The organism is cyanobacterium endosymbiont of Epithemia clementina EcSB, assembly GCF_029919255.1.
Lineage (GTDB): Bacteria > Cyanobacteriota > Cyanobacteriia > Cyanobacteriales > Microcystaceae > Rippkaea.
Genome location: NZ_CP123991.1, coordinates 2,444,951 through 2,463,274 on the forward strand (window position 1 = coordinate 2,444,951; position 18,324 = coordinate 2,463,274).

Consider the following 18,324-nt stretch of genomic DNA (forward strand, 5'->3'; position numbering starts at 1 on the left):
GAGAACCTTATAAATGTCAGATAATCTCAGAAGCCGTACCGTTACTCAAGGAAGTCAACGAACCCCAAACCGAGCTATGTTAAGGGCAGTAGGGTTTAAAGATGATGACTTTACTAAACCTATCGTGGGGTTAGCCAATGGCTATAGTACCATCACTCCCTGCAATATTGGCATTAATGACTTAGCGAAACGAGCCGAAGCTGGACTAAAAACAGCCGGGGCAATGCCTCAAATGTTTGGGACAATTACTGTTAGTGATGGTATCTCTATGGGAACTGAAGGGATGAAGTATTCTCTTGTTTCACGGGAAGTGATTGCTGATTCCATCGAAACCGCTTGTAATGCTCAAAGTATGGATGGGATCCTTGCCATTGGGGGCTGTGATAAAAACATGCCTGGGGCAATGATTGCTATCGCCCGGATGAATATTCCAGGTATTTTTGTTTATGGGGGAACGATCAAACCTGGTCACTATCAAGGAGAAGATTTAACCGTTGTTAGTGCTTTTGAAGCGGTAGGAGAATACAGTGCAGGCAAAATAGATAGTAATAAATTATTAGCAATTGAGCGTAATGCCTGTCCTGGGGCAGGTTCGTGTGGAGGAATGTTTACAGCCAATACTATGTCATCAGCGTTTGAAGCGATGGGAATGAGTTTACCCTATTCTTCCACGATGGCCGCTGAAGATACAGAAAAGGCAGATAGTACGGAAAAATCCGCTTTTTTTCTGGTAAATGCTATCCGTAATCAAATTCTGCCAAGTCAAATTTTAACCCGTAAAGCCTTTGAAAATGCCATCACTGTAATTATGGCAGTAGGAGGATCTACTAATGCGGTATTACATCTATTAGCTATTGCTAATACGATTGGGGTTGAATTAACTTTGGATGACTTTGAAATCATTCGGAAAAAGGTTCCCGTATTGTGTGATTTAAAACCTTCGGGACGCTACGTTACCATGAATTTACATCAAGCTGGGGGTATTCCTCAAGTGATGAGGATGTTATTAATTCACGGATTATTACACGAAGATGCTTTGACAATTTCAGGACAAACCATTGCTGAAGTGTTACAAGATATTCCTGACAAACCACCAACGAATCAAGATGTCATTCGTCCTTGGAATAAGCCTGTTTATACAGAAGGTCATTTAGCGATTCTCAAGGGGAACTTAGCCCCGGAAGGAGCTGTTGCTAAAATTAGTGGAGTCAAGAATCCAAAAATTACTGGGCCCGCAAAAGTTTTTGAATCGGAAGAAGACTGTTTGAATGCAATTTTAACAGGAAAAATTAAGGCAGGAGATATCATTATCGTTCGCTATGAAGGTCCTAAAGGAGGCCCTGGAATGCGGGAAATGTTAGCCCCAACCTCAGCAATTATCGGGGCAGGGTTAGGGGATTCGGTGGGCTTAATTACAGATGGTCGTTTCTCTGGGGGAACCTATGGGTTAGTGGTTGGTCATGTGGCCCCAGAAGCTTTTGTTGGGGGAACTATTGCCTTAGTAGAAGGAGGAGATAGTGTTACGATTGATGCTGAACAACGGTTATTGCAGTTGAATGTTTCCGAGGAGGAATTGGTCCGACGTCGTCAGAATTGGACCGCGCCACAACCACGTTATCAACGAGGAGTTTTAGGCAAGTATGCTAGGTTAGTTTCTTCGAGTAGTTTAGGGGCAGTTACAGATTTGGATATGTTCTAAATTAGAGGGTAGGCAATGCTCCCTTCCGGTTTTTTACTATATATTTGGATCTAATTGGTCAACAAGAGACTGTTTGTAACCAAAACACTAACTAGAGTGCATCACTCTAGTGATGCGATAAAACTTGAAATTTTATTACGCTGTAACGCATAATACTCAAGAATTTAAGGATGTTTCATTACATTATGATGAAACATCCTTAAATTCTTTGAATATTGACTTGACAAATAATCTCTAAATGTTAGGCTTACGATGAGCAAGGAATTGTCTATATTTATTCTGGAGATAAGTAAACTGTTTGAACTTTTAAAAATTAAATATAAGAGCTAAAAATAATTAACTTTTTTATTTATTTTTAGTAAAATATTTATTTTTTCCAGAAAAAAATGATTATAAAATATAACCATAAATTAGTATTCCAGCAATTAATGCTAAACTAGCCATAGAAAAGACAATCTGCTTGTTATACTGCATTGGGAGAGAATATTTGAGGTTTCAGTTAAAAGTTATCTGGGATAGTGTTAAAGTTAAATTTCGATTTTTAGAAAAATGAAAAAAAATTACCTTATTTTCAATATAACCTTGGATACAGATGACCACAAAAACTATTAGATTAATTTAGTAAAGTTAAAAAATGAGTTTATGATTCATTTTAATTATATTTAAGTAAAAAAACAGAAGTAGGATAATAAATCCACTCTTGGGTATCAGAAGCTCGCTTAGCTGTAAAAGTAATTATAGCTAAGCGAGCTTTGAAACAAAATTGTACTCCTGAAACAGGACAATTTAAGCGATTACTTATTTTTTTTACCGTAATTTCTTGAGGATGGATCAAAATTAATTTTTGAATTTACTGGGTGGTTGTTGGTCCTGGGGTAGGGCGAATAATGGTAAATGGCAAAGTTTAGGTTACTCAATCTATAATAGGTTTTTTTTCATTAAAATAGAGGGTGTCTTTTAACCTTATTTTTTGCGAAACAAAGTAAATAATCTTACTATATATTCTCGAAGTCATCAAAACTGACTGTCAAAAATATCCTGTCAATAAACTTATTCAATTTATATAGATTCGATCTAAAAAAAACTCTCAACTTTAAAGAGATTAATCTCTATTTACATAAAATTTATAGTTTTCAATATAACTTCCATACGGAATAGATTTTTCATCGGACAACTCCTCTTTCTTGAAAACTGTAAATTGCTATCTCAGAATAAAAAAAACTGATCATCTCCCATACCGATTATTAGAATTTTTTTCGTTGGGGTGTAATTAAGCAACATTTTTCTCTCAATCCCTCATAATAAAGATAAGTAATGTAAACTCTCTTAGAGAACCCATGCGTGTAATCCTTATGACTGGTAAAGGAGGAGTTGGTAAAACCTCCGTTGCGGCCGCTACTGGACTGCGATGTGCAGAATTAGGCTATAAAACTCTAGTTTTAAGTACTGATCCCGCCCATTCCCTTGCCGATAGTTTTGATTTAGAATTGGGGCACGAGCCTCGTAAAATCTGTCCTAATCTTTGGGGAGCTGAATTGGATGCACTCATGGAGTTAGAAAGCAACTGGGGTGCAGTTAAACGCTACATCACCCAAGTGTTACAAGCAAGAGGACTTGATGGTGTTCAGGCTGAAGAATTAGCAATTTTACCTGGAATGGACGAAATTTTTGGGTTAGTGCGTATGAAACGCCACTATGATGAAGGGGAGTATGAGGTTTTAATCATTGATTCAGCTCCTACAGGAACTGCTTTAAGGCTGTTAAGTATCCCTGAAGTAGGAGGATGGTATATGAGACGATTTTACAAGCCTTTGCAAGGAATGTCTGTCGTCTTAAGACCGTTGGTAGAACCTTTATTTAAACCCATTGCAGGGTTTTCTTTACCTGATAAAGAAGTAATGGACGCACCCTATGAATTTTATGAGCAAATTGAGGCATTAGAAAAGGTCTTAACTGATAATAGCCAAACTACAGTCCGTTTAGTTACTAACCCTGAAAAAATGGTGATTAAGGAATCATTACGTGCCCATGCTTATCTAAGTTTATATAATGTGTCTACAGATTTAGTGGTAGCTAACCGCATTATTCCTGATACGGTGACGGATAGTTTTTTTCAAAGATGGAAAGAAAATCAACAGATTTACAGAGAAGAAATTCACAAGAATTTTTATCCTTTACCTGTAAAAGAAGTTCCTCTTTATTCTGAGGAAATGTGTGGGTTAGAAGCCTTAGAAAGGTTAAAACTAACCTTATATAAGGACGAAAATCCTACTCAGGTTTATTACAAGGAAAATACCCTTAAGGTAGTTCAAAATGCTGAAAATTACAGTTTAGAGTTATATTTACCAGGAATACCTAAAGAACAAATTCAACTACATAAAACAGGAGATGAGTTAAATATTCGCATTGGTAATCATCGCCGAAATTTAGTTTTACCTCAAGCTTTAGCTACTTTAAAACCTTCAGGAGCAAAAATAGAAAACGATTACCTAAAAATTTGCTTCTCTCCCTAATATAAACCAAACCTAAAATAATCCGAATTTTAGCTATTTTTACTAAATTGACAGATAAAATTATGATCAACTAAAGATTGAGTATAATCTCCTTCTTTAGTTTTTATTTTTCTGATAATCTTTAGGGTATACTAAACTTATGATATAGATTTAACTAGTAAAATACCAAGTCAAAAAACTTTGTAGTTGAGAATAAACGAAGTTGCTAAACCCATAAACTTTACTTTTAGTCAACTTCAATTTATGATTAATGTCTTCACTATTCTTTTAATTATTTTGGGTAAAAATAAACGATAGATTCTTCAATCTAAACCTAATTATTGTTTTTTTAAAAAAAATTCTAAATTTATTTTACAATGGTGAGTTTTTTACATAACTGGTTTAATTTAGTTTTTTGTTCTTTGTTTTAATTCTCTTTGTTTTTTTTAAAATGTTTACTAATATTTAGTATTGACAATTTCTCAACAGCTATGATGTATTTAAACTAAAAGTAATATAAAAACTTTTTTACATCTATAAAATTGGTAATTTAACGAAAACCTACGTGCTATCCTTTATTTTTAACTAAAATGGTTAATACGCAATATAAGCTAATCAAGACATTCTAAATTATGCAAGTTCTTGCTCCTATTTTCAATACTAATTGAACTTTTAAAAAAACTATTTTTATCTCATATCTTGTACATAAATATATAAAAAGTTTAGTATTTCTATCAGTGTTAGAAACATTAAACACTAATTTATCCACTTCAATTAATATTGATTAATAAATATTACCTTTATCAATATCGTGGCTAATAGCCTAACTATTCATTCAAATAAATCAGTCATAACTCTTTTTCTGACTGCCGTTATTGATAAGTTTGTTGGAACTTGGAAAATGAGATGTAAACAAATATATATCTCTATCAATAATACTACTAAACTTTCAAAAATTACTTCAATTTCTTGATTTAACTAAAATACTAATTTGAATAACTAAAACGATAATAATTGTATGGCGAAACAACTTAATTTTTCTTTTTTCTTGTTAATTTAACTTTAAAGTAAAAAATAAAAAAACTGGGTCACCAAGAAATTCTCAGAACCCAGTTATTTAAAACAAATTTAAGATTATCCTAAACTTTACAAAAGATAAACCAATGTAAAAAGGATAATCCAAACTACATCCACAAAGTGCCAGTAAATTTCTGCTACTTCAACCCCAAAATGGGACTCACTAGAATAATGTCCTTCTTCATGTGAACGCGATAACACTGCTAGAATTAACAACAGACCAAAGGTAACATGAAGTCCATGAAATCCAGTTAAAGCATAGAAACAACTGGCAAATAAATTAGTGGTTAATCCCATCTCTAGATGGAAGTATTCATACATCTGACCGATAAGGAAGACAATACCCATAACGGCCGTGGTTCTAAACCAGAACTTTAACCCAGAAACGTCATTTTTCTTGATAGCAGCTTGACCTTTATGCATCACAAAACTACTAGCAACCAGAATTATTGTATTAACCCCAGGCAATAATAATTCTAATTCCGGCGTTCCTTCAGGAGGCCAAACAGGAATGATCGTGCGATAAATAATAAAGGCAGCAAATAGTCCCAAAAAAATAGAACTTTCTGCTATTAGAAAAAGGGCAATCCCAAAAAATCGATGGTCTGGATGACCACTGTGAAGGTTAACAGTTCCTTGTGACTGTTCAATTGCTGATCCTTGCATAACTATTGTTTGATGGAATAATAGTGACAGAGTAAATCTAAGACAAAAAGAATGAAAAGAATAGCGATCACGTATTGTAAAGATTAACCGTGATCGCTTTTGTTCATGAGCATTATCTCGATTGAGAACCGACTTCTGCTAACATGTTGTCGACAGTTTCTTCCCCATTGATAACTTCTGAATCTGTACCGTAATCGTAGGGACCTGCCCATAATATTGGTTCTTCTTCAAAGTTTTCAATGATGGGAGGAGAGGCCGTTTGCCATTCTAGAGTGTAGGCACGCCAGGGGTTACGAGCGGCTTTTTCGCCTTTATTCAGACTCCAAAGGATATTGATAACAAAAGGAAGACTAGAAACAGCTAGAATGTAAGCCCCAATGGTGCAAATTAAATTGATGGGTTCGAACTGCACATCATAAAGGGCAACACGACGATTCATTCCCATTAACCCCAATTTGTGCATAGGTAAAAAGGTAATATTCAACCCAATGAACAAGAGAATAAAGTGCAATTTACCCAGAGGTTCATTAATCATCCGCCCCGTCATTTTAGGGAACCAATGATAAAATCCAGCAAACAGTCCCATGGCTGCCCCACCGAAGAGGACGTAATGGAAATGTCCTACTACAAAATAAGTATCATGGACATGGATATCAAAGGGAACAGAAGATAACATAACTCCTGTTAAGCCACCCATGACGAAGGTTGCAATGAACCCAACTCCAAACAACATGGCGGTATTGAGATTGAGCTTTCCATCCCAAAGGGTTGCACACCAACTAAAGATTTTAATCCCTGTGGGAACAGCAATCAGCATAGTAGCTGCCATAAAGAAGATCCGTAACCATCCTGGTGTTCCACTGGTGAACATATGGTGCGCCCAAACAATTAACCCTAAGAAGCTGATGGCTAAACTCGAGTAAGCGATCGCTCGATAGCCAAAAATCGGTTTGCGGGAGTGGACGGGTAATACTTCAGAAATAACTCCAAAGAAAGGTAATATCATGATATACACCGCCGGATGGGAGTAGAACCAGAACATATGCTGGTAAACGATTGGATCTCCTCCTCCTGTGGGGTTAAAGAAGGAAGTTCCGGCAATAAGATCAAAAGAGAGAAGTACTAATGCCGCAGCCAAAACAGGGGTAGAAAGTAGAATTAGGGCTGATGTCGCTAACATCGACCAGCAAAACAGAGGCATGCTGTGGAGATCCATATCCGGAATCCGCATTTTGAAGATGGTGGTAACAAAATTAATTGCCCCCAAAATCGAGGAGGTTCCCACCAATAAAACGCTCAAAATCCAAATTTCTTCCCCCCAAACCCCGCTAACTAAACTCAAGGGAGGATAGGAAGTCCAACCAGACTGAGGGGCCCCATTAGGAACAAAAAAGCTGGCTAGCAAGAGGATACCCCCTGGAGGAGTTAACCAAAACGCCACCGCATTGAGGGTGGGAAAAGCCATGTCTTCAGCCCCGATCATGAGGGGAATTAGATAATTAGCAAAAGCAGCCCCAGCCGGAACAATCCACAAGAAGATCATAATCGTTCCGTGGATGGTCATAATTTGGTTATATAAGGCCGGGGTGACGAAATCTGGGTCGGCGGTGGCTAATTCTGTACGAATGACTTCCGCAAAAGCCCCACCGATGAAGTAGAAAGCAAAAGAAGTAACGAGGTATTGGATCCCAATCACCTTATGGTCGGTGCTAAAGGTAAAATAATCCGTCCACTTCCTTTCTTTATGTGCCGTATGGTTTGACGCGACTACTGTTGTCATAGGAAATTGAATGATACTTTACAATGACTTAGAAATGGAATAGCCCAAGTTAAGGATGATGAGTTATAAGGTATATGGCAATATGCATTAAGGCCAAAAAGTTGTTGTACTCAAGGTTGTCTCTTTGGTCTTCTGCCTAATCCTTTAGGGATGGGGTACTTGAGCTAAGGTTTCTTTGTGGATGCCCATTTCATGGGCATAGGGGCGAAGAAACTCTCCCCCAGAGAGACTTTTGGGATTAACTGCTACTGTTTCATCCAAGCTCGCTTTTTGAATAGGTTTATTAGTTTCTTCCCATTGAGCATAAGTTTCTTCATCTTCAACGTGGAGAACAGCTCTCATCCCACCATGGTAAGCTCCACATAATTCAGCACAGACAATGGGATAGTCTCCTTCACGATTCGCGGTAAATGCTAACATCGCATCTCGTCCAGGAATCGCATCTTGTTTAAGACGTAATTGAGGAACCCAAAAAGAGTGGAGAACATCAGTTGCAGCAATAGTTAATTGGACGGGGCGATTTTTCGGGACATGAAGTTCTCCTGAAGTGATTCCCGTCTCAGGATAGGTAAAAACCCAAGCATATTGCATTCCTTGAACTTTCACCATGAGGGGAGCAATTTCTCCGCTTTCATTGGCAGAGATTCCAATTCCTAAAGCAACTTGCTTGTGATTACCATCCATCGCAATTTGCTGAGGTGGGGTGTCACGAGAAATTACGGGGTCAAGTCCCCCCATATTGCTATAGACCTCAAAACTATAGAGAGCAAGGATAAAAACGATAACGGTAGGAATGGCTGTCCAAAAAATTTCTAAAGGGACATTGCCTTCGATAGGTGGCCCGTCAGTTTGATCGTTGGGACGACGGCGAAATTTAATCAGACAAAACACAAGGGTCCCTTCCACTAGTAAAAAGAGGCCGATGGCAATGCTAATCATAAAATTGAAAATGCCGTCTACTTGTGTGGCATCGTAAGAAGCAGCCACTGGCATAAGTCCGTGATGTTGACCATACCAGAGGCTAATTAGAGTGATTACGACACCAACAATCAGAGTGATGATGCTACTGGGAATCTTCACGGTAGTTGATAAGGATATACAATTCGCTACTTAATCAACGGTAAAACATCCTTTCCCAAATAGTGGGTATCTTTATGAGATCTTCAACGAATCTTTTGTTTTTCTTTAGATTTTAAATAGGCTGAGAGGTTTAGTGAGTTATAAATTTTAGTTTAACTACAGATTAAATGATGTCATCAAACCTCCTATGTGAAAAGTTAAATTAAAAAATAAAATTTATTTTTTAATTTAACTTTAAAAAAGCGACAAATACTCTACCTATAGACGACATAAGTATATTGTACATCTAATATGAATCATATTAATACAACATTTTTACTTGATCTATACTTATAGAGTTAAATGCTTAACTCAGTTAAATCAATGAAATATTAAAATGGATATCCATTATTACCAATAATCAAGTTTTAAGTGAGATAGAAATAGTTTGTTTTTGAAAAAATAGACTTAATAGTAACTTTTACTTATTAAAGTTAGAAAGCCATGGTGTAATTTAGTGTCGTGTTCTGAAAACCTATTGTCTATTTTAATCAGAAACAATTAGAAGATATTAATAATACATTTAAGTTGATTAAAAAGAAAACCTATAAATTCATAAAAAAATATTAATCTTCAACTTAAAATTTAAATATTTTAAGTTTTATTAGTTAATTATTGTCAGTTAATTGAACGTTATCAGCCTAGTGAAAGCAATTTTATTGATATTTAAAAGTGGTTTTACCATTGTAAGTGTAGCTTTGAAATGAGCTTATATATCTCCCCAGTTAACAACTTAAACTAATCAGTTTTGGAGGAAAAATAGGAGAATTTGATGTAATGACGATGATAGTAGCAGATCTTTATGAAGATGAAGTTGAGCAAGCTATCAAAGTTCTAACAAGTTTTCTTAACCCTTTGATAATAATGGTTATCGTCGAAATGATCTCGATAATTCCAATCTTTAAAATATTCAACGCACCTGCTTAAGAAGTACTATTAATTAATTAATTGATAAAATTACTGGTTTTATCTCTCATCTCTTATCTGTTCTGCTATGACTGTTAAATCATCAAATTACAAAACTCTATTGATATGAGTATAGCGGTGCTTGAATACTATCGCCCTACTTAAACAGCATGGTCCCCATTTAAATATATTTTTTGAATTACGTCATTCTGTAAACAATTTAATGACTATTTCTTTACCCCTTGTTAAGGTTTGTAACTTTCGATATCTCAAGAAAAGTTAATTAAGTTCTCCTACTGTTGAAGAAGTCATAACTATATGTAATCCACAATGGAAAACTAAGCTAGAGTCAGAAACCTTAGTTTTTATATATAGTCTCCATATTTATACAATTTATTGAGTTGTTAGCTTAATAGTTAAATGACACTCAATAACAATTATGAATAGGTTAATATCTTCGTGTTAGTCACATATATTTAGCAATATAACTGATAATATCAACAGTAGCTTTTTTCTATTACGTAATAGTTTACGTAATAGAAAAAAAGAAAAAATTCTCAAATATTTTTAGTATAACCATTTACTTTTTCTTGATAAAATATGGATATAATGCTTAATTATACTGAGAGGGAGGAATTCCTTTCAGAGAAATTAACGCCTCAATTACCCTTTTCGCAATAGGCGCGGCTACCGTTGAGCCATAAGTATTTGCTCCTTGGGGTTCATCTACCACTGTCATAACAACATAGCGAGGATTATCTACTGGTAAAATCGCTACAAAACTTGTTATCTTCGCATTAGATAAATACCCTCCCCTAGGACCCGCTTTTTGAGAAGTCCCTGTTTTACCTCCAATTCGATACCCTGAAATTTGAGATGCTTTCCCTGACCCATCAGTAACCACAGTTTCCATCATCTCTGCTACTTGCCGACTTACATCAGGTGAAATAATCTGTGTAACTTTATGCTTGGGTTTCCAGTGCAGATGACCATCAACATCAACTAATCCGCGAACTAGATGGGGAGTCACTAACTTTCCCCCATTGGCCAATGCCCCATGTAATTGAACTAACTTGATAGGAGTTAAGGATAGACCTTGGCCAAAAGAGGCTGTAGCTACTTCGATTCCTCTTTTAGTAAAGATTTCCTCACTTTTGAGATAACCACTCACTTCTCCTGGTAAATCAATGCCTGTTTTTTTATTAATTTGCAATTGCTGTAATCGTTGATAGTAATCTTTACGATTTAATTGCCGCATCATATGAACCATAGCTACATTACTGGAGGTTTGCAGAATTTCAGCAATGTTAATCGCTCCATGTCCTGTTCTAGTAGCATTGTAGATATTCCAACCATCCACCTGAACCGCTCCAGAATCGTAAATCACAGTATTTGGCTGAATCACTCCTGCTGTAAGGGCTAAAGCAACATTAATTGGTTTGAAAGTCGAGCCTGGTTCATAAAGATCAGTGACCGTCCAATTTTTGAATAGTTCTATTCTGGATTTATAGTACTTATTAGGATCAAAAGTTGGCTCACATACCAAAGATATCAACGAGCCATCAGTGCTGTCCATAATAATTACCGCTCCCCGTTTAGCATCAAATTTGTTCAATTGCTGTTGAAGAGCAACCCGTACCGCCCTCTGTATCCGCATATCTAAGGTTAACTGCACCCGCAGATCATTGGATTTGAGCAAATCTTGGGGTAAAAAAGCAGGAACAATCTCCCCTAAAGCAGTACGACGCACATATAAACTTAGTAAATCCCGTTCTAGTAGCTTTTCCTGACTGCGTTCAATTCCTGCTTGGCCATGGCGATCACTATCGACATAGCCGATCACCTCAGACACCATCTTTTCTTGAGGATAAAAGCGAGTATAAGACTCGTTCAATTCCACCCCATCCAGACGCAATTTTTCAATCCTAGCCGCCTGGCCTTCTGTTAAGCCACGAGCAATGGGGATGCCCGTATCACGCTGTTTAAACCGCTCAATTAGTTGTTGTGGGGTTTTATCTTCCAAGATAGGACTAAGTTGAGCAGCCACTTCTTCTTTAGTTATTTTAAATTGAATAGGATGGACATAAAGAATATGGACAAGGCGATCAGTCGCCAAAACATTACCCTGACTGTCAATAATAGATCGTCGCGGAATATAAGGTCTTAAATTAACCGTTTGTTGTGATCGCGCTTTTTTTTGTAATTCTGGTGCTTGAACAATCTGTAATTGATATAGTTTAACCCCTAGGCCAATCATTGCTCCTATTAAGACTCCCCACACTAATAAGAGTCTTAACTGGGGTAGAGCCGTCCTTTTTTTAGAACCAGAAGCTGGCGGAGAGCGTCGGAGTCTATAGTTAGACGAGTCTGATTTTCGAGGGAAACGACTTTTCCTGTTTGGATACTTAGATCTAGATGAAAACCGCTTGAATTTAGATCTACTCATTGAGTTGTGGGAAGTTTGGTATTAGGAAATGAGCAATTTTTATATTCTCCGTACTTTAAGCTATTACAATAAAAATCTCCCAACTTCACGGATAGGGTTTGGGTATTTCTATATATCATTGACTCCCTAAAAACCTAGTCAGTCTGGTTGGATAGTCTACCACAAACAATCATGTTTGACTATATTTACTATATTTACAGTGAATAGTGAATATTGATGATACTCATGACAGTTCAGTAATTATTTATAACACTTAACTCAACCTATTGAAGTATCAAAACAGCTACGTTAATTAAGTTAATAAGCTATAGGAGCTTCAGCCACCCAAGGGGTTCCCTGATTGGAAATTGTAGCATCAGTAACAGATAAGGGGACAACCTTAACATCCGGGAGAAAAATTAGATCTTTTGGATGGAGTTGAGTTAAGCCAACTTCTGGTTTTTCGGCTTGTTGAGCTAATTGGTGTTTTAAGACCTCATTAGCCCCAACTAAATAGCGTTCCTCCTGTTGTAGCTTAGTTAATTTTCTAAACTCTTGACTCCAGAGGCTCGGCACCCGAACTGTCCATCCATAAACACCTAAAGTTAAAGTTACTAGAAAAAAAGCAAAGGTAGCAGAGACTTTATTGATAAATAACAGAAATTGTAAATAATAATATACCTTATCCTGATTACTCGACATTTTGGCAATTTTTCTGGAATTAACCAATGAATAAGTCGGTGAAGCTCTCCGTGATTTCTTCAAACGTGAGGATTTAGGAATGGGTCGATAATCACGTGCAGCAATCATAATCTAGTTGACATTTAAATTGGATAAAAGTGACTTAAGAGAATTTCGATAAATCGATATCGGTGATTAATCCTTATGGAGTCTCGTATGAGAGACGAGGATAACCTTCTTTATGTTGCATAATGACCCAACTGTTCTGAAATAGAAGACTATATCATATATAGAGTCTATACTAATCCGTTTAATGATTATCTCTGTGATTTTTTATGGTCTATTTTTCGAGAAAATGTTGGTTTGGCTTTGTGATGCTTACAACTATCTTCCTTAACTTCAGATTTTATATTCTACCTGTTCAAGGACAGCCGCAATTATACAATCCTATTCCGTTAGCTTCCAATAATAAAGTTATGGACACCCTTTCTACTCAAGATATTCCCACTGGAGAAGGAGGATTTGCGCGCGATTATTTGGTGGAACTTGAACATGGAGATCAGGTAGCAATTGACTTGATGTCTGAGGAATTTGATAGCGTTGTTCTACTATTAGCAGCTGATGGGTCCACCATTGCGGAAAATGATGACGGACCGGATGGTTCTACTAATTCCCTGTTGTTTGCTCGGATTACTGAAAGTGGAAAGTATATCATCCGAATTCGTGCCTTTGGAGAGACAGGAGGAGGGAAATTTACCCTTAAATTAGATCGCCTACGTCCGGTCAAAAACTTACGTAACAAACCAGCGAGTTAGGATGCTCAAGATTAAGGCTTCACTCCATTCTACCACTGCACCGTAGGTATCCCCTGTATGTCCACCTAAACGCTGATAAAACCAGAACCCTGTAATAATGGCAATGCTGCTCCCAACCACAGCTACCTCAACTCCCAACCACCAATGATGAACATTGAATAGAATTAACAATCCACTGAGGGTTAATAAACTTCCTAATCCTAAAAACAGATCTTGGGGTAATTGAATGCTCCGTTTGTGAAATGCGCCTTTACCGGTAGGTTTTAGGTAAGGATAAAAAGTGATAGCAGCTACCTGTCCCCATCGTCCCCATCCTGCGGCTATCATTAACACTAACCAACGATAACTGGTTATCTCACTTAAAGCAATGGTTTTTAACCCCAATACAACTACCGCAGCCATTACGCCAAAAGCTCCAGCCACACTATCTTGCATGATTGTTAACCGACGAGTAGAATCAGTTGCCCCTAATCCATCAGCTGTATCGATGACTCCGTCTAAGTGTAATCCTCCCGTTAAAACAAGCCAAACAGCGACAATTAAAGCACTACGGATGATTATGGGAAATCCTAAAAAGTTTAAGCCTACATCTGCTAGTCCCAACCCTCCTCCGAGTAATATTCCTAGTAATGGAGACCATCGAGCTAGTTGTTGAAATAACTGTGGCCATTGGGAAGGAAGGGGAATAATTGTATAAAATGTAATCGCGCCTAAAAATGTTTTCAGATCATATTTAAGATGTTGAACTATTTTTTTGACCATTTAGATTTAGATACTGTTGGGTATTGACCGAAATAATTTCTTTCAATGTTAGTAAACTTACTTGTATTGTTGGTAATTGGGGAATCGTAACTATTTTACCAACTTACCTCTAACATTTAAATCAGTCTGTAAGTATGGGAAGGATACTCTTAAATAAGAGAGTACTAGATGCCAGTTTTTTAAAAAATTTAGCTGACATAGTTAGACGAGTCAGAACTATCAAAAAATTCAAATAAATTGCAGACTGAGTGAACTTATTAGTTTTTTAGAAAACTAATTTATAGGTAGATTTCTTAAAAATATAATAATTATAAAATTCTCTAAGAATTTAAATTAAAGTGATTTCTCTTAAAAAAAAATGTTAAATACCTCTAGAAAAATGATCAAATCACTATCCATTATAGCTAATATTTCTTTTAAAAAAAAGCAAATACAGCTCAGAAATACCGTAATAATAAAGGAATAGATACAGTAATTATTTTAATAATGACTCAGTTCTTACAAGGTGTTTAGTTAAACCTAAACTAAGATTATAGAAAAAATCTATATTTATAACTTCCACAAATTCATGGTCAATAACAAAGTTGAATATGAGAGTATAAAAAATATCAAATAATAATTGATTAAACAGTCAGAAATGTACATAGTATACAAACATGCTTTATCAGCTACCTCAACAAAGTATTGAACAAGGAAATTGCTCTAAAAAATCAATGAAGTTTATATAAATAAAACTCTAATTACTTAATTATAAATATACGAAATAATTTACTTTTTAAAAAATTATTTAAAGCTGTTTACTTAGCATAAGTATAAAGTAGGTAACAATTTGAAGACAAGACTGCCTTGAGTTATCTCTCATCAAAATTTTAAGGAATAGTCATGGGATCTTGGGTTAAGATCGTATGGTAAGAAATTTCTCTTACTCATACATCACCGCCCATTAATTATCTACCATTAGGCTGGATTAATGGTCGATCCGTAGGCAATTTTTCATGAGTCATAACCACACCTCACACCCATTACCTGCTCCTTGCATTATTGACGTTGGTGTTATCATCAACAACGAAGATATGCGACGAGTTCTCAATGATTTAAGCCGTGTTCATTATATTCATACCTTTGATAAAGAAGTACAGAGTGAGGGGGAGGGATGCGTCGTTGAAGTTTTTAGCGATCCTCAACAGGGTACTATCATTGCTAATCGCTCTCTCTATCTTAATGTCCAAAGCTTCGATTATTTAAAATTACACCGTTCACCTACTCAGAAGACTTACTTTGATCTAATGCAAGATCATCGTTGTCTAAGATTAATTCCCATTACTCACTCTTCTCAAACTCCAGAATTGAATTTTAATCTAGATGCTGCTACTCTTGAAGCCATGGTTACTCAAGTTTTGGCTGCTAAATGGGATGTTCAGTCAGACAACAAAGATGATGATTGTCTTTTTTGAAACAATTACACTGATTCAACTTGATTAGTGCTAGATTGATGACTGCAGATTAGGGTGTGCACCCGCCATTGAAGAGAGGATTTAGGATAATCAATTCGATAATGTCCTCCACGACTTTCTGTTCTAAACAAGGCGCTTTTTAAAATTAAATAGGCAATATCCAATAAATTTAAGGTTTCTGCACAGGTTCGTAGATGAGTGTGTGCTGTGGGGGAGTCAAAAACTATCTGTTGGCCAGGCTCTAAGTTCAGCACATATTGGCTACTGTCGATATGCGTTAATTGTTCTCGCCAATCTTTAACTTGATCTAAAGCCGTTTCTAATAAACTTTGCTCCCGACAAATACCCGCATTTTTCCAGATTAAAATTGGTAAATCTCGATTAATCTTCTTAATTAATTCTATTTCTGTAGTCCATTCTCCTTTTTTCCTTACAACCGAAATTTTGTCTGAACTAATTGCCTGTGGTGAACTCACTTCGATTTTGGATAACTGAGCTGCAAACACCAAACACTCTAACAAAGAATTACTGGCTAAACGATTCGCTCCATGAACTCCTGTACTAGCAGTTTCTCCAATGGCATAGAGTCTCTTAATAGAAGTCTCATTCTTAAGATTTACGCGAATACCCCCCATCCAGTAATGGGCAGCTGGAGCCACAGGAATTGGCTCTTTAAACACATCTACTCCCCAATTTCGACAGACCTGAATAATATTGGGAAAACGACGGCGAATTTGTTCGGATTCGATAGGGCGTAAATCAAGGTAAACATAGCCATGGGCAGGATCTCCTGTAGTCCTTTGTAAGTGGCTAAAAATAGCACGACTAACTACATCTCTGGGAGCTAACTCCCCATTTGGATGATAATCAAAAGCAAAGCGTCGCCCTTGGTGATCAATTAGGTGCGCTCCTTCTCCCCGCACTGCTTCACTAATAAGAAAATGAGGAGCATTATGTTTAATTAAAGCTGTTGGATGAAACTGAAAAAACTCTAGATCCTTTAGAACTGCTCCTCCTCGCCAAGCTAAGGCCACACCATCCCCTGTGCTAACAGTAGGATTAGTAGTTTGAGCATAAACTCGACCGCCTCCACCAGTGGCTAAAATTACTGCAGATGAACGAATCCAATGAATTTGTCTTTGATATAGAACGCTGACACCTAGACATTCTTTTTGCAGAGAATCAAGCCACAATTTTAAAGCAACTGCTTGAGGAATAATTGTAATATTAGAGCGTTCTAACACTTTTTCCGTGAGAGTACCAACGATTGCCCTTCCTGTAGTATCTGCCGCATGAAGCACACGAGGATGAGAATGGGCAGCTTCTAGAGTCATGGCTAATTGACTATTTTTTCGGTCAAATGCTACTCCCATTTTCACTAAAGAATCAATCACGCTAGGAGCTTCATTAACAAGGAATTCGACAGCACTATAATCACATAACTGAACACCCGCTTTGAGGGTATCTTCTAGATGAAACTGTGGAGAGTCGTTAAGAGCAATCGCTGCTGCAATTCCCCCCTGCGCCCAATCACTGGCTCCTGTTTTTAACGTATCTTTGGTAATTAATCCAACTCGATACTTTGGGGGCAAACACAAGGCACCATAGAGTCCAGCTGCCCCTGAACCCACCACTAAAATATCAAATTGGGTTGTCAGAAGGTCAGCAGAAATAGAATTAGCTGATGATATCAAAGTAATAAAAAATGGTTGTCTATAAATTTTTCTTTATTTTAACTTTTTTGTCCTAGTCACAGCCTTCTCTCATTTTGTTTTTAAAATTGAATAACTCAAAAAAATACTCATTTAAGAGTTAATTCATGAAAAAATGATTATTTTTTTTTAGTAAAGTTTAGTAAAGAGTTGGGCTTAAGCGATCATCTCCTTCAGTCGGTTCACTAGCAGGAAGATTTAGTACACATTTGTCTGAGTTGCTTTGTAAACGTTTTTTTGATTTTTTACTGAGTCCAGAGACTCCTAAGACCTATTTTACCTCTAGAATAGGGAAAGTTAACATAATATTACTGGCTAGGTTAGGATAGAAACAACTTAATTCCCGCAACTAACGAATATTGCTGTTGTTGAAATTAAACTTTTGAGCATATGGGATGAACTTTGTATCTACTAGGTAGAGAGTAGACGCAGCTAATGCCTGTTTAACAAAAACTAAACAACTAATTGTTACGACTAAAGTGACGATAATACGAACTAAGGTTTTCATTAATTTAATTCCTCTTAAAAAACTAAGATAATTTACCTTCTTGAAAGATACGCAAAAAATTTGGTTCATTAATAAAAGCAGGTTAAGATAAATTCGGTTCGTTTCATGCCAGAAATAAATCCGATAGCTTCGAATTCTTGCCAGATTAGGGGTGTAGGGCACAACGCCGACTAACTAATATAAATTCTGAGTCCGTAATAGTTTTAAAAAAGTTAACAATGGTCTTAA

At 36.5% G+C, this 18,324-nt stretch carries 14 protein-coding genes; 5 read left to right on the forward strand and 9 right to left on the reverse strand.

What is annotated here, in order from left to right; all coding sequences use genetic code 11:
* Positions 1-13 precede the first annotated feature (13 nt).
* Complete coding sequence (ilvD, locus tag P3F56_RS08205; protein ID WP_281152394.1) at positions 14-1,699, forward strand: dihydroxy-acid dehydratase; 1,686 nt, start codon at positions 14-16, stop codon at positions 1,697-1,699.
* Between the two features lie 652 nt (positions 1,700-2,351).
* On the opposite strand, the gene P3F56_RS08210 is transcribed toward ilvD, so the two are convergent.
* Positions 2,352-2,534, reverse strand: coding sequence for a hypothetical protein (locus P3F56_RS08210; protein ID WP_281152395.1), 183 nt, complete (start codon positions 2,532-2,534; stop codon positions 2,352-2,354).
* Between the two features lie 502 nt (positions 2,535-3,036).
* Between P3F56_RS08210 and P3F56_RS08215 the strand changes: the two genes are divergently transcribed.
* A complete protein-coding gene (locus tag P3F56_RS08215) occupies positions 3,037-4,212 on the forward strand; it encodes a TRC40/GET3/ArsA family transport-energizing ATPase (RefSeq protein ID WP_281152396.1) in 1,176 nt (391 codons plus the stop codon).
* A 1,125-nt stretch (positions 4,213-5,337) separates the two neighbouring features.
* Here P3F56_RS08215 and P3F56_RS08220 read toward each other — a convergent pair.
* The 3 genes from P3F56_RS08220 to P3F56_RS08230 form a co-directional block, all read right to left on the reverse strand.
* Positions 5,338-5,934, reverse strand: coding sequence for a cytochrome c oxidase subunit 3 (locus tag P3F56_RS08220; protein WP_281152397.1), 597 nt, complete (start codon positions 5,932-5,934; stop codon positions 5,338-5,340).
* Positions 5,935-6,046: 112 nt separating this feature from the next.
* On the reverse strand, positions 6,047-7,714 hold the full coding sequence (gene ctaD, locus P3F56_RS08225) for a cytochrome c oxidase subunit I (protein WP_281152398.1): 1,668 nt from the start codon (positions 7,712-7,714) through the stop codon (positions 6,047-6,049).
* A gap of 144 nt (positions 7,715-7,858) precedes the next feature.
* Positions 7,859-8,794, reverse strand: a complete 936-nt coding sequence (locus P3F56_RS08230) for a cytochrome c oxidase subunit II (RefSeq protein ID WP_281152399.1) — start codon at positions 8,792-8,794, stop codon at positions 7,859-7,861.
* 780 nt (positions 8,795-9,574) lie between these two features.
* On the opposite strand from P3F56_RS08230, the gene P3F56_RS10580 reads away from it, so the two are divergent.
* Positions 9,575-9,760: a type II secretion system F family protein gene (locus tag P3F56_RS10580; protein WP_405054788.1), complete on the forward strand. Its 186-nt coding sequence runs from the start codon at positions 9,575-9,577 to the stop codon at positions 9,758-9,760.
* A 592-nt stretch (positions 9,761-10,352) separates the two neighbouring features.
* Here P3F56_RS10580 and P3F56_RS08235 read toward each other — a convergent pair.
* Positions 10,353-12,185: a peptidoglycan D,D-transpeptidase FtsI family protein gene (locus P3F56_RS08235; RefSeq protein ID WP_281152400.1), complete on the reverse strand. Its 1,833-nt coding sequence runs from the start codon at positions 12,183-12,185 to the stop codon at positions 10,353-10,355.
* 297 nt (positions 12,186-12,482) lie between these two features.
* Positions 12,483-12,974, reverse strand: coding sequence for a hypothetical protein (locus P3F56_RS08240; RefSeq protein ID WP_281152401.1), 492 nt, complete (start codon positions 12,972-12,974; stop codon positions 12,483-12,485).
* A gap of 245 nt (positions 12,975-13,219) precedes the next feature.
* Between P3F56_RS08240 and P3F56_RS08245 the strand changes: the two genes are divergently transcribed.
* Positions 13,220-13,660, forward strand: a complete 441-nt coding sequence (locus P3F56_RS08245) for a PPC domain-containing protein (RefSeq protein WP_281152402.1) — start codon at positions 13,220-13,222, stop codon at positions 13,658-13,660.
* Here the strand turns inward: P3F56_RS08245 and cobS are convergent.
* Complete coding sequence (gene cobS / locus P3F56_RS08250; RefSeq protein WP_281152403.1) at positions 13,637-14,422, reverse strand: adenosylcobinamide-GDP ribazoletransferase; 786 nt, start codon at positions 14,420-14,422, stop codon at positions 13,637-13,639. The genes P3F56_RS08245 and cobS overlap by 24 nt on opposite strands.
* A 995-nt stretch (positions 14,423-15,417) precedes the next feature.
* Here cobS and P3F56_RS08255 point away from each other — a divergent pair.
* Positions 15,418-15,876 carry a hypothetical protein gene (locus P3F56_RS08255; RefSeq protein ID WP_281152404.1) on the forward strand — a complete coding sequence of 153 codons (459 nt, stop codon included), beginning with the start codon at positions 15,418-15,420 and terminating at the stop codon, positions 15,874-15,876.
* Positions 15,877-15,881: 5 nt separating this feature from the next.
* On the opposite strand, the gene nadB is transcribed toward P3F56_RS08255, so the two are convergent.
* Positions 15,882-17,576 carry an L-aspartate oxidase gene (gene nadB, locus P3F56_RS08260; protein WP_281153773.1) on the reverse strand — a complete coding sequence of 565 codons (1,695 nt, stop codon included), beginning with the start codon at positions 17,574-17,576 and terminating at the stop codon, positions 15,882-15,884.
* Positions 17,577-17,937: 361 nt separating this feature from the next.
* A complete protein-coding gene (locus P3F56_RS08265; protein ID WP_281152405.1) occupies positions 17,938-18,096 on the reverse strand; it encodes a hypothetical protein in 159 nt (52 codons plus the stop codon).
* Positions 18,097-18,324: the final 228 nt, after the last annotated feature.